The following is a 12,545-nucleotide window of genomic DNA, read 5'->3' as shown; positions in this document are numbered from 1 at the left end:
GATCAGGCAATGGCCGACGCGTGGGAGGCGCCCGGATGACCACCCGACTGCTGCTGGTACGCCACGGCGAGACCGTCTGGCACGCGGAGAACCGCTACGCCGGGATCTCGGACGTGGCCCTGACCGGGCGCGGCCACCGCCAGGCCGCCGCGCTCGCCCGCTGGGCGGGGGAGCGCGGGGTGGACGCGGTCGCCTGCTCCCCGCTGAGCCGCGCCCGGCTCACCGCCGCCCCCGCGGCCGAGGCGCTGGGCCTGGCACCCCAGGTCGTCGAGGAGCTGCGCGAGGTCGACTTCGGCTGGGGCGAGGGCCGCACCATCGCCGAGATGGAGGCCGAGGACCCGGCGGCGGTAAGGGCGTTCCGCGAGGACGCCGAGACCGGCGCCTTCCCCGGTTCGGAGCCGCCGGGCGCGGCCGGGCGGCGCGCCGCCGCCGCGCTGCGCGCCCTGGCCGCCGCGCACCCGGGGCGCACGGTGCTCGTCGTCGCGCACAACACCCTGCTGCGCACCGCGTTGTGCGCCCTGCTCGGCATCCGCCCCGGCCGCTACCGCGAGGTCTTCCCGCGGCTGGACAACGCGGCGGTGACCGAGATCGAGCTCACCGGCGACCGCACCGCGCTGCGTTCCCTGAACGTCCCCACCGGGCGCGACGTCCCCGCCGGGCGCGGCCCCGCGGGCGGTACGGAAGAATCCCCGGCATGACCTCCACCGGCACCCCGGGCGGCTCCGCCCGCTCCCAGGACGCCCGCAGGCAGACCATCACCGAGTACGTGCTCGAACGCTCCACCGCCACCGCCGCGGAGCTGGCCGAGCTGACCGGCGTCAGCCTGATGACGGTCCACCGGGACCTCGACGAACTCGCGCGGCTCGGCGTGGTGCGCAAGTTCCGGGGCGGGGTCTCGGCGCTGCCCTCGTCGGTCTTCGAGTCCAGCCTGGACTACCGGATGGGCGTCAACCGGGCTGAGAAGGAGGCGGTCGCGGCCGCCGCCGCAGAGCTCGTCGAACCCGGTATGTCGGTGATGCTGGACGACTCCACCAGCGCGCTCGCACTGGCCCGGCTGCTGGTGGCGGCCGTCCCGCTGACCGTGGTGACCAACGCGCGGCGGGTGGTGGAGGTCTTCGCCGGGGTGCCGCAGACACGGCTGATCGGGCTCGGCGGGGAGTACTCGCACACCCATGACTCCTTCCTCGGGGTGCCGTGCGCGGAGGCCATCGAGGCGCTGTCGGTGGACATGGTGCTGGTGTCCACCTCGGCGATGGACGCGCGCACCACGTACCACCAGGAGCAGGACGTGGTGATGGTCAAACGGGCCATGCTGGCCGCCGGGCACCGCAAGGTGCTGCTGATGGACGCCTCCAAGACCAGGCGGACCGCGCTCCACCGGCTGTGCCCGGTGGATGACTTCGACCATCTGGTGGTGGACGGCGCGGTGGAGCCGTCGCTGCTCACGGAGTTGCGGGAGCGCACCGACGTCCGGGTGGCACCGACCGGTATCTGACCCCTCCGAAATCACATCCAGCATGTTAATTTAACGGGCATGCGTGATGTGATGGGTGAGGCCGTCGTCGGGATCGACATCGCCACGGCGGCGGTACGGGTGCTGTGCGTCGACGCGGCCGGCCGGGTACGGGCCGAGGGCCGCGCGACCCTGCCGACGCCGCACCGCGGTCCGGGCGGCCACAGCGAACAGCCGGCCGGGTCCTGGTGGCCCGCTGCCGCCGCCGCCCTGCGGCAGGCCACCACGGCCCTCCCCGCGGGCGGCCGGGAAGTGGTGGCCGTCGCCACGTCCGCCACCTCCGGCACGATCGTCCCCGTGGACGGCGCGGGGGAGCCGACCGGTCCGGCCCTGATGTACGACGACCGCCGCGGCGCCGCGTTCAGCGCCCGCGCCCAGGAGCTCGGCGCCGACCGCTGGCACGCGCTCGGCCTCTCCGTCGGCCCGACCGCCGCGCTGGGCCGGATCGCCTGGCTGGCCGAGGACTCCGGCCGGGGGAGCGGTCCCGCGCGGGGCGTCCTCCACACCCCCGACCTCATCGGCCGCCGGCTGACCGGCGGGCCGGTGGCCACCGACTGGAGCCATGCGCTCAAGAGCGGTTACGACCCGCGCGAGGGCGGCTGGCCGGAGGAGGTCCTGACCGCCCTCGGGATCCCCGCCGACTGGCTGCCGCCGGTCCGGCCACCGGCCACCGCCGTCGGTACCGTCTGCCCGGAAGCCGCCGCGGAGACCGGCCTCCCCGCCGGATGCGCGGTCCGGCTCGGGATGACCGACGGCTGCGCCGGACAACTGGCCACCGGCGCGGTGCGGCCGGGCCAGTTCGCCGGGATCCTGGGCACCACCTACGTCCTCAAGGGCGTCACCCGCGACCTGGTCACCGACCCCTCCGGCGCCCTCTACAGCCACCGTCACCCCGACGGCTGGTGGCTGCCCGGCGGCGCCTCCAACACCGGCGGCGAGGCACTGGCCCACGTCCCGGCGGACCGGCTGCCCGCGCTCGACCGGGCCGCCGCCGACCGCGGCCCGGCCTCCGTGATCGCCTATCCGCTGCGCCGCGAGGGCGAGCGCTTCCCGTTCGTCAGCGGTGCGGCCCGCGGCTTCGTCCGCGGCACCCCGGACGGGGACGCCGACGCCCACCGCGCCGCGCTGGAGGGCGTCGCCTTCCTGGAGCGCCTGGCGCTGGACCGGGTGCGGGAGCTGGGCGTCACGGTCGAGGGACCGCTGTGGGCGGCGGGCGGCGGCAGCCGCAGCCCGCTGTGGACCCGGATCCGCGCCACCGTCCTCGGCCGCCCGCTGCGGGTGGCCGACCACGCCGAGACGGCCTTCGGCGCCGCCCTGCTGGCCGCCTCCGGCACCCTCCACCCCGACCTCGCCACCGCCGCCGCGGCGATGGTCCGCACCGGGCGGGACATCGAGCCGGACGGGACGGAACGCGCGGCCCTGGAGGACTCCTACGCCGCCTTCACCGCCGCGCTGCGCGAACGCGGCTGGCTGGGCTGACCACGGGCGACGCTCCGGGCGCTACAGCGCCACCGTGAAGGCCCAGATCCGCATGCCCGGCACCGGCTCCCAGTCCCGCTCCGGGGCGCGGACGAACCCCAGCCGTCCGTAGAGCCGGTGGGCGGTGGTCATCTTCGGATGGCTGGAGATCACGATCCCCTGAAGACCCAGCGCCCGCGCCTTGTCCATGCACGCCCGCACCAGCGCCTCCGCCACCCCGCGGCGCCGCGCCTCGTGGCGCACCGCGAGCATCCGGAACTCGCCCTCGCCCGGCCGGGACCGCTGGGAGTACGGCGCCCCGTACGCGGCGAAGGCCAGTGCCCCCAGCACCGTCCCGCCGGCGGAGTCCGTGGCGACCAGCACCTCGGACTCCCCGGCCCGCCCCCGGGCGTCCCGCAGATCCTCCAGATAGGGGTCCTCGGCCCCGAAGTCGAGCAGATCGTCGCCGAGGTAGACCGCCGCGGTCATCTCGCCGACCTCGTCCAGCTCCTCGTCCCGTGCCCGCCGCACCGTGATGTCCATGCCCGCAGTGTGCCCGACCTCACCACCGTCCGGCTCCCCGGTTCGTGTTCAATGGACAGCGGATGCCCCCGGGCACCCCGGACGAGCGCGTCGTACCCGGTCAGGACAAGACGGCGCAGTCAGCGAAGTCTGCTACTGCGTGAGGTGTCCCCGTCATGGCATGGGTCATTCTGGTGCTGTCCGGTCTTCTGGAGACCGTCTGGGCCGCGGCGCTCGCCGCGTCACACGGCTTCAGCCGATTCCGCCCCAGCGTTCTGTTCGCCATCGCCGCCATGCTGAGCATGGCCGGTCTGTCCTACGCGATGCGCTCGGTGCCGCTGGGCACCGGCTACGCGGTGTGGGTCGCCATCGGGGTGGTGGGCACCGCCGGTTACGGCATGGCCGCCCTGGGCGACCCGGTGAGCGTCGCCCGTATCGTCTGTCTGCTGCTGATCGTCGCCGGTGTGCTGGGTCTGAAGCTCCTCCACTGACGCGCCGCACGACGACCGCGCGCGGCGCGTGCGGTCCGGCACACCGTTGCGGGGCCGCGCTCGGCCGCGCAACGGTCGCGCGGAGCCCGTGATGTTCCGCGTGGCTGCGCGGGAGCACCGGCCCGCCTCCCCGCGACGGCCCGCTCGGCCGTGCGGCGGGCCCGTGATGCTCGCGACGGCCGCGGGTCGGTCCCGCGTGGACGAGCGATGTGCCCGCCGCGGGCCCTCGCGGCCCGGTGACGGGCCGTTCACGGCCGCGCGACAGCCCCGCGCGGCCCGGTGACAGGGCCTCATGCGGCGGTGCGATATGCGGTGCACGGCTGCGGGACGACCTCGCGCCGGGCCCGGTGTCGGGCCCGGTCGGCGGTGCGGCGGGCCGTGCAGCGCCGCGGCGGTGCGCGGCCGACGCGCCGGCATGACCGCGTGCCGTGCCCGCAGGGCCGCGCACGTCCCGCGTCCGGCCGCGTGACGGTCTCGCACGGCCGCGCGAGGTGCCCGGGGCAGCGCCGCGCGGCCCCGGCACGCACAGGACCGCCGCCTCCCGGGGAGGGAGGCGGCGGCCGGTGGGGACGGGGGAGAGGGTCAGTGGCCGCCGGGGGCGCCCGCCGTCGCCGGGGGCAGCTCGGCCTCGACGCCCGGGTCGCCCGCGTCCGCCGTGTAGTCGGACGGGGAGGTCTCGTCCACGCCGTCCGGCGCCTTGACCGCCCGCAGGACCAGCGTCAGGACCACGGTGACCACCACGTTGAGGACGAACGCGGTGAGACCGATGTAGCCGATCTCCCCGATGCCCGGGATCTCCTTCGAGCTGCCGCCGAAGTGCTTCTGGTCGGGGTTGACCGGGCTGGGCACGCCATAGGCGGCGAGCGTGCCGTAGACCATGCCGACCGCCCAGCCCGCCAGCAGCGCCCAGCGGTGGAACCAGCGGGTGAACAACCCGCCCACCAGGGCCGGGAAGGTCTGGAGGATCCAGATGCCGCCCAGCAGCTGGAAGTTGATCGCGACCGTCTTGTCCATCCCCAGGACGAAGACCAGCGCACCCACCTTCACCATCAGCGAGACCAGCTTGGAGACCTTGGTCTCCTGCTCGGGCGTGGCGTCCGGTTTGATGAAGTCCTTGTAGATGTTGCGGGTGAACAGGTTCGCCGCGGCGATCGACATGATGGCCGCCGGGACCAGCGCGCCGATGCCGATGGCGGCGAAGGCCACACCGGTGAACCAGTCCGGGAACATGTCCTCGAACAGCTGTGGAATGGCCAGCTGGCCGTTGTCCACCTTCACCCCGGCCGCGATCGCCATGAAGCCCAGCAGCGCCAGCAGACCCAGCATCAGTGAGTACAGCGGCAGGATGGTGGTGTTGCGGCGGATCACCTCACGGCTGCGGCTGGAGAGCGTCGCGGTGATCGAGTGCGGGTACATGAACAGCGCGAGCGCCGAGCCCAGGGCCAGCGTGGCGTACGCCCATTGCTGTTTCTCCCCGCTGGCCAGCGCGCCGCGTGGCTGCCCGGTGGTGGGATTCTCCTGCGAGAGGGCGGCGCCCGCCTTCGCGAAGATGTCGTCGAAGCCACCCAGCTTGATCGGGATGTAGATGATCGCCACCGTGATGACGATGTAGATCAGGGTGTCCTTGACGAAGGCGATCAGCGCGGGGGCGCGCAGCCCGGAGGAGTAGGTGTACGCCGCGAGCACACCGAAGGCGATCAGCAGCGGCAGGTCCTTGATGAACCAGTTGGTGTTCTCGCCGCCGCCGACGCCCATCACGTCCAGCACCGCCTGGATGCCGACGAGTTGGAGGGCGATGTACGGCATGGTGGCGAGGATGCCGGTGACCGCGACGGCCAGTGAGAGGCCCTTGGAGCCGAACCGGCCGCGGACGAAGTCCGAGGTGGTCACGTACCCGTGCTTGTGCGACACCGACCACAGCCGGGGCAGGAAGGTGAAGATCAGCGGGTAGACCAGGATCGTGTACGGGACCGCGAAGAACCCGGACGCCCCGGCCGCGTAGATCGCCGCCGGGACGGCGACGAAGGTGTACGCGGTGTAGAGGTCGCCGCCGAGCAGGAACCACGTGATCCAGGTGCCGAAGCTGCGGCCGCCCAGACCCCATTCGTCGAGGTTGTTCGCGTTCTCCGCGGCGCGCCAGCGGGCGGCCAGGAAGCCCATGACCGTGACGGCCGTGAAGAAGAACAGGAAGACGCCGAGTGCGACGCCGTTCACGTCTTTCATGCCGATCCGCCCTCCTTGCGTGCCCGCCGCTCACGCCGGACGAGCACATAGGCCACCGAGGTCAGCACGGCGGAGACCGGTACCCAGAGCATCTGGTACCAGTAGAAGAACGGGATGCCGATGAAGGCGGGCTCGACCTTGGCGTACGAGCCGACCCAGAGCATCGCCACGAAGGGCACGATCAAGCAGAAGGCCACCACCACGCGGGTCGGCGTGACCACCGGTCTCCTGCCGGACGCACCGGGGGAACCGGTCGGATCAGATGTGTCGGACATGGTGGCGGGCTCCCGTCCCCTCGGCTCATCACCTGCGTCTATGGCTGATCGCTACGCTGATCATGTACGTAATGAGCAGGAAATCTAAGCCCGCGGCCCGGCCGTCGTCACTACCCGTCCGCATATCGGTATGAGAAAGAAGTGGCCTCATCCGCGACTCGGGCCCGTACGGCGCCCGGAGGGCCGCCTGGGGCCCGGGACGGCCCACCGGGCCGGTGGGCCGTCGGCTCAGCCGCGCGGGCGCTGGAGCCGGGCCACGAACTTGTAGCGGTCGCCGCGGTAGACCGAGCGCACCCACTCCACCGGCTCACCGGAGGCGTCCAGGGAGTGCCGGGAGAGCATCAGCATCGGCAGTCCGACGTCGGTGCCCAGCAGCCCGGCCTCGCGCGGGGTGGCGAGCGAGGTCTCGATGGTCTCCTCGGCCTCGGCCAGGTGGACGTCGTAGACCTCGGCCAGGGCCGTGTAGAGCGAGGTGTACTTGACCAGGCTGCGGCGCAGCGCGGGGAAGCGCTTGGCCGACAGATGGGTGGTCTCGATCGCCATCGGCTCACCGCTGGCCAGCCGCAGCCGCTCGATCCGCAGCACCCGGCCGCCGGTGGCGATGTCCAGCAGCCCGGCGAGCCGGTCGTCGGCCGTGACGTAGCCGATGTCCAGCAGCTGGGAGGTGGGTTCCAGCCCCTGGGCCTTCATGTCCTCGGTGTAGGAGGTCAGTTGGAGGGCCTGGGAGACCTTGGGCTTGGCCACGAAGGTGCCCTTGCCCTGGATCCGCTCCAGCCGCCCCTCGACCACCAGCTCCTGGAGGGCCTGGCGCACGGTGGTGCGCGAGGTGTCGAACTCGGCGGCCAGGGTCCGCTCAGGGGGCACCGGGGTGCCCGGTGGCAGTGTCTCGGTCATCTCCAGCAGATGCCGCTTGAGCCGGTAGTACTTCGGTACCCGCGCGGTGCGGGTCCCCCCGGAGTTGTTGCCGCTCTCGGCCGCGGGTGTGGTGGCAGTGGCCGTAACCCCCTCGGTCTCCATCGCGTGCCCTTCCGACTCCTGGTCTGCTGCCGTCACCGGCTCCTCCGAATTCAGCGGCTCACATCGTGGCACGGTCCCGCGCTCCGGCGGCGGCCCGGGGCGGATGTCGACAGATGTCGGTCCGGTAACGGAGCCGTTGGCGACTCTTATACACCCTTGACACCCCCAAAGGTCTAGGCCAAGCTGCGGGGCACTGGTCTAAACCATTAAACCCCTCATCCGGTCCTTTGAGGAGAGTGCTGTGAAGCGTGGGCTCATAGCGGCGACGGGTGTCGCGGCAATGCTGGTGAGCGTCGCGGCCTGTGGGTCCGGCGACGGCGACGACAAGGCCGGAGCGGACGGTTTCAAGGGCGAGACGCTGACGGTGTGGGCGATGGACGGATCCACCCCGGACGGCTGGACGAAGGATGTCAAGGCCGCTTTCGAGAAGAAGACCGGCGCCACGCTGAAGCTGGAGATCCAGCAGTGGAACGGCATCCAGCAGAAGGTGACCACCGCGCTCTCGGAGTCCGATCCGCCGGACGTCCTGGAGATCGGCAACACCCAGACCCCCTCCTACGCACGCACCGGGGGCCTCGCCGAACTGGGTGACCTCAAGAAGTCGATCGGCGCCGACTGGTCCCCGTCGCTCAACAAGTCCGCGGTGTACGACGGCAAGCAGTACGCCGCCCCCTGGTACGCGGCCAACCGCGTGGTCCTCTACAACAAGAAGATCTGGGCCGAGGCGGGGCTGAAGGGCGTTCCGAAGACCCGCTCCGAGTTCTTCCGGGCTCTGGATACCATCCGGGACAAGACCGACGCCGAACCGCTCTACCTGCCGGGCCAGAACTGGTACTTCTTCGACGGACTGACCATCGGCACCGGCGCCGACCTGGTGAAGAAGCAGGGCGGCCGCTGGGTCTCCAACCTGGCCGACGCCAAGGTCGCCAAGGCCATGGACATCTACAAGCAGTACCAGTCCTTCAGCGAGGCCCCCGAGAACAAGGACGAGGCCACCCCGCAGCAGGGCGAGGTCTTCGCCAAGGGCAGGACCGGTGCCTTCATCGGGATGGGCTGGGAGGCGGCCATCGCCGTCAAGGCCAATCCGAAGATCGAGAAGGACATCGGCTACTTCACCATCCCCGGGGAGACCGCGGACAAGCCCGAGGGCGTCTTCCTCGGCGGCTCCAATCTGGCCGTGGCCGCGGGCAGTGAGAAGCAGGAACTGGCCAAGGAGTTCCTGAAGATCGCGCTGAACGACACCTTCGAGGGACAGCTCGCCAAGGAGGGCGGGGTGATCCCCAACAAGGAGTCCCTCCAGGACCGGCTGAAGGGCAACGCCGCCGCGGAGGCCGCCGCCCCCGCGGTGGCGACCGGCGGCACCACCCCGCTCATCCCGGAATGGGCCGCGGTGGAGAACGCCCCCAACCCGGTCAAGTCCTATATGACCGCCGTGCTCAAGGGGACGTCCCCCGCGGACGCCGCGGCGTCGGTCGAGGACGAGCTGAACAAGCGCCTCAGCCAGGAGAACTGAGCCCGTGGCTGTCGCGACCGAACACAAGGACCCCGGACCGGCCGCGGCCGGGGTCCGCCGGGGAGCGGCGCCGCCGTCCCGGACCGCCCCTCCGGCGGGGCGGTCCGGACGCGGGCGGCGGCGCGGTGCGGCGCCCTATCTGCTGCTCCTGCCCGCGCTGGCCGCGACCGCCGCGCTGCTGGGCTGGCCGCTGGTGAAGAACGGCATGCTGTCGTTCCAGAACCTGAACATGCGGCAGCTGATCCAGCACCTCACCGAGTGGAACGGCGTCGACAACTACCGCGAGGCGCTGGGCAGCGAGGACTTCTGGCGGGTCACCGGCCGCTCGGTCGCCTTCACCGGGGTCAATGTCGCGCTGATCATGGTGCTGGGCACCCTGGTCGGACTGCTGCTCGCCCGGCTCGGCACCCGGATGCGGCTGCTGCTCTCGACCGGTCTGGTGCTTGCCTGGGCGATGCCGGTGATCGCCGCCACCACCGTCTTCCAGTGGCTCTTCGCCACCCGCTTCGGTGTGGTCAACTGGGTGCTGGACCGGCTCGGCGCGCACTCCATGGCGGACTACAACTGGACCGGCGGCCAGTACTCCACCTTCTTCGTCATCACCGTGCTGATCGTCTGGCAGTCGATCCCGTTCGTGGCGCTCAACCTCTACGCGGCCACCACCACGATCCCCAGGGAGCTCTACGAGGCCGCGGCGCTCGACGGCGCGGGCGCCTGGCGCGGCTTCACCTCGGTGACCCTGCCCTTCCTGAAGCCCTTCCTGCTCGCCACGGCCTTCCTCGAAGTCATCTGGGTCTTCAAGGCGTTCCCACAGGTGTTCGCGATCAACGAGGGCGGTCCTGACCGGCTCACCGAAACCCTTCCCGTGTACGCCTTCGTCGAGGGCGTCGGCAACCAGCACTACGGCATGGGTGCCGCGATCTCGCTGCTCACCATCCTGATCCTGCTGGTCCTGACCTCCTCCTACCTCCGTATCGCCCTCAGGAAGGAGGAGGACGAGCTGTGAAGCGCTCGCCACTGGCCCGGCTGTGGCCGAACGCGACCGCCGTCGTGCTCTTCGCCGGCTTCGCGTTCCCCGTCTACTGGATGTTCTGTACGGCCCTCAAACCGGCCTCGGACATCGTCTCCGAGGACCCGGTGTGGTTCCCGGCCACCGCCACCTTCGAACACTTCGGAACGGCCGTGGGCGCGGAGCACTTCTGGACGCTGGTGGGGAACTCGCTCACCGTCACCGTCTCGGCGGTCGCACTCTCCCTGGTGATCGCGCTGCTGGCGTCCTTCGCGCTCGCCCGGCTGCGGTTCCGGGGGCGGCGCGGCTTCCTGGTGACGTTCATGATCGCGCAGATGGCGCCCTGGGAAGTCATGGTGATCGCCATCTACCTGCTCGTCCGCGACGGCGACATGCTGAACAGCCTGGTTCCCCTCACCCTGTTCTACATGGTGATGGTCCTGCCGTTCACGGTGCTCACGCTGCGCTCCTACATCGCCGCCGTACCCCGGGAGCTGGAGGAGTCGGCGATGGTCGACGGCTGCACCCGGACGCAGGCGTTCACCAAGGTGATCTTCCCGCTGCTGGCACCCGGACTGATGGCCACCTCGCTCTTCGGCTTCATCACCGCCTGGAACGAGTTCCCGCTGGTGCTGATCCTCAACAAGGACGCCGGGGCCCAGACCCTCCCGCTGTGGCTGTCCAGCTTCCAGACCAACTTCGGCGACGACTGGGGCGCCACCATGGCGGCCGCCTCTCTCTTCGCCGTACCGATTCTGCTGCTCTTCCTGTTCCTGCAACGCAAGGCGGTCGGTGGGCTCACTTCCGGCGCTGTGAAGGGATGAACCCCGGCTATGACGACCCTCGCACACACCCCCGTCACCCTCACCCGGGACGCCCTGACCGTCCTCCAGCCCGGGTTCACCGGCACCACCGCCCCCGACTGGCTGCTGCGCAGACTCGGTGAGGGGCTCGCCTCCGTCGGGCTGTTCGGCCGGAACATCACCTCGCCCGAACAGCTCACCGCGCTCACCGCCCGGCTGCGCGCCGAACGGGACGACGTCCTGGTGGCGATCGACGAGGAGGGCGGCGATGTCACCCGGCTGGAGGTGCGGGGCGGCTCCTCCTTCCCCGGCAATCTGGCCCTCGGGGCCGTCGACGACCCCGATCTGACCCGGGCCGTCGCCCGGGAGCTGGGCCGCCGCCTCGCCGCCTGCGGGGTCACCCTCAACTGGGCGCCCTCCGCCGACGTCAACTCCAACCCCGACAACCCGGTCATCGGCGTCCGCTCCTTCGGCGCCGGGCCCCGGCTCGTCGCCCGGCACACCGCCGCCTGGGTCGAGGGGCTCCAGAGCGCCGGGGTCGCCGCCTGCACCAAGCACTTCCCCGGCCACGGTGACACCGCCGTCGACTCCCACCACGCGCTGCCGCGGATCGACGCCGGACTCGACACCCTGGCGACGCGTGAACTGGTGCCGTTCCGGGCCGCCGTGGCCGCCGGGACCAAGGCGGTGATGAGCGCCCACATCCTGCTGCCCGCGCTCGACCCGGAGCACCCCGCCACCCTCAGCCCGGCCGCGCTCCACGGACTGCTGCGCGGGCCCGTCGCCGACGGCGGCCTCGGCTTCGACGGTCTGATCGTCACGGACGGCATGGAGATGCGGGCCGTCTCCGACGCCTACGGTCTGGAGCGTGGCAGTGTGATGGCCGTCGCCGCGGGCGCCGACGCCATCTGCGTGGGCGGCGGCCTCGCCGACGAGGACACCGTGCTCCGGCTGCGCGATGCGCTGGTGGCCGCCGTGCTCGACGGCCGGCTGCCGGAGGAGCGGCTGGCCGACGCCGCGGCGCGGGTACGGGCGCTGGGGGAGTGGACCCGGCGGCACGGCGGACCGGGCGCGGCGGAGGGGATCGAGCCCGCGCCCGGGATCGGGCTCGCCGCCGCCCGGCGGGCGCTGCGGATCACCCCCGGCGGTAGCGCGTACCGGCCGCCGACCCGGCCCGCGCATGTCGCGGCCCTCACCCCGATGGCCAACATCGCGGTCGGCGACGAGACGCCCTGGGGCGTGGCCGCCGAGCTCACCCGGCTGCTGCCCGGCACCACGACCGCCACCCACGGACGCCAGGACGCCGAGACCGACGGTGTCCCCGCCCTGATCGACGACATGCTCGACCAGGCGGCGGACCGTAGGATCGTCGCCGTGGTCCGTGACGTCCACCGGCACCGCTGGATGGCCGACGCCCTGGACGCCCTGCTCGCCGCGCGGCCCGACACGGTCGTCGTCGAGATGGGGGTGCCCCAGGCGCCGCCCGCGGGGGCGCTGCACATCGCGACCCACGGCGCCGCCCGGGTCTGCGGACGGGCGGCCGCGGAAGTCATCGTCGGCGCCGCGGCCGGGGTATGACTCCACCGAGCACCACCCGGCAGAGCCACCTGGAGGCACCCGTCATGTCCGCCACCCCGACGGCCCGGCCCGACTCCCGTCCCGGTCGGATCATGTCCGGTGAGATGGCCGAGCAGCCCGCGGTGTTGCGGCGGATCCTGGAG

The 12,545-nt window shown here is 72.1% G+C and carries 12 protein-coding genes and 1 riboswitch; of the genes, 8 read left to right on the top strand and 4 right to left on the bottom strand.

Going from position 1 to position 12,545, the window contains the following annotated elements; translation table 11 throughout:
• The first annotated feature begins 35 nt into the window (after positions 1-35).
• Genes AC07FT_RS02560 through AC07FT_RS02550 form a run of 3 tightly spaced genes read left to right on the top strand, consistent with a single transcriptional unit; the run spans position 36 to position 2,992 of the window.
• Positions 36-698, top strand: a complete 663-nt coding sequence (locus tag AC07FT_RS02560; RefSeq protein ID WP_471193862.1) for a histidine phosphatase family protein — start codon at positions 36-38, stop codon at positions 696-698.
• On the top strand, positions 695-1,495 hold the full coding sequence (locus AC07FT_RS02555; protein ID WP_479173405.1) for a DeoR/GlpR family DNA-binding transcription regulator: 801 nt from the start codon (positions 695-697) through the stop codon (positions 1,493-1,495). Before AC07FT_RS02560 ends, AC07FT_RS02555 begins: the two co-directional genes overlap by 4 nt.
• Positions 1,496-1,534: 39 nt before the next feature.
• Entirely contained in the window at positions 1,535-2,992 is a 1,458-nt protein-coding gene (locus tag AC07FT_RS02550) for an FGGY-family carbohydrate kinase (protein ID WP_479173403.1), read from the top strand.
• A gap of 21 nt (positions 2,993-3,013) precedes the next feature.
• Here the strand turns inward: AC07FT_RS02550 and AC07FT_RS02545 are convergent, their stop codons facing one another.
• The gene (locus AC07FT_RS02545; protein ID WP_479173401.1) at positions 3,014-3,514 is read right to left on the bottom strand and encodes a GNAT family N-acetyltransferase; all 501 of its coding nucleotides are present in this window, start codon (positions 3,512-3,514) and stop codon (positions 3,014-3,016) included.
• A 58-nt stretch (positions 3,515-3,572) separates the two neighbouring features.
• A riboswitch (guanidine-III (ykkC-III) riboswitch) is annotated at positions 3,573-3,634 on the top strand.
• 35 nt (positions 3,635-3,669) lie between these two features.
• Between AC07FT_RS02545 and AC07FT_RS02540 the strand changes: the two genes are divergently transcribed.
• Positions 3,670-3,984 carry a DMT family transporter gene (locus AC07FT_RS02540; RefSeq protein ID WP_479173399.1) on the top strand — a complete coding sequence of 105 codons (315 nt, stop codon included), beginning with the start codon at positions 3,670-3,672 and terminating at the stop codon, positions 3,982-3,984.
• Positions 3,985-4,566: 582 nt separating this feature from the next.
• On the opposite strand, the gene mctP is transcribed toward AC07FT_RS02540, so the two are convergent.
• The 3 genes from mctP to AC07FT_RS02525 all read right to left on the bottom strand — a co-directional run bounded on the left by mctP (position 4,567) and on the right by AC07FT_RS02525 (position 7,499).
• Positions 4,567-6,207 carry a monocarboxylate uptake permease MctP gene (mctP, locus tag AC07FT_RS02535; protein ID WP_471193855.1) on the bottom strand — a complete coding sequence of 547 codons (1,641 nt, stop codon included), beginning with the start codon at positions 6,205-6,207 and terminating at the stop codon, positions 4,567-4,569.
• On the bottom strand, positions 6,204-6,482 hold the full coding sequence (locus AC07FT_RS02530) for a DUF3311 domain-containing protein (protein WP_479173397.1): 279 nt from the start codon (positions 6,480-6,482) through the stop codon (positions 6,204-6,206). The genes mctP and AC07FT_RS02530 overlap by 4 nt, the downstream gene beginning before the upstream one ends.
• A gap of 228 nt (positions 6,483-6,710) precedes the next feature.
• Positions 6,711-7,499, bottom strand: a complete 789-nt coding sequence (locus AC07FT_RS02525; RefSeq protein WP_254738737.1) for a GntR family transcriptional regulator — start codon at positions 7,497-7,499, stop codon at positions 6,711-6,713.
• 241 nt (positions 7,500-7,740) lie between these two features.
• Between AC07FT_RS02525 and AC07FT_RS02520 the strand changes: the two genes are divergently transcribed.
• Genes AC07FT_RS02520 through AC07FT_RS02505 form a run of 4 tightly spaced genes read left to right on the top strand, consistent with a single transcriptional unit; the run spans position 7,741 to position 12,402 of the window.
• Positions 7,741-9,012, top strand: coding sequence for an extracellular solute-binding protein (locus tag AC07FT_RS02520; RefSeq protein ID WP_479173395.1), 1,272 nt, complete (start codon positions 7,741-7,743; stop codon positions 9,010-9,012).
• 4 nt (positions 9,013-9,016) lie between these two features.
• The gene (locus AC07FT_RS02515; RefSeq protein ID WP_479173393.1) at positions 9,017-10,018 is read left to right on the top strand and encodes a carbohydrate ABC transporter permease; all 1,002 of its coding nucleotides are present in this window, start codon (positions 9,017-9,019) and stop codon (positions 10,016-10,018) included.
• Positions 10,015-10,845 carry a carbohydrate ABC transporter permease gene (locus AC07FT_RS02510; protein ID WP_479173391.1) on the top strand — a complete coding sequence of 277 codons (831 nt, stop codon included), beginning with the start codon at positions 10,015-10,017 and terminating at the stop codon, positions 10,843-10,845. Before AC07FT_RS02515 ends, AC07FT_RS02510 begins: the two co-directional genes overlap by 4 nt.
• 9 nt (positions 10,846-10,854) lie before the next feature.
• Entirely contained in the window at positions 10,855-12,402 is a 1,548-nt protein-coding gene (locus AC07FT_RS02505; protein ID WP_479173389.1) for a glycoside hydrolase family 3 protein, read from the top strand.
• The last annotated feature ends 143 nt before the right edge of the window (positions 12,403-12,545 follow it).

It is taken from the genome of Streptomyces sp. NPDC045899 (assembly GCF_056431485.1).
The sequence above is the reverse complement of the archived record's forward strand: the minus strand, read 5'-3'. Positions and strand labels throughout refer to the sequence as shown.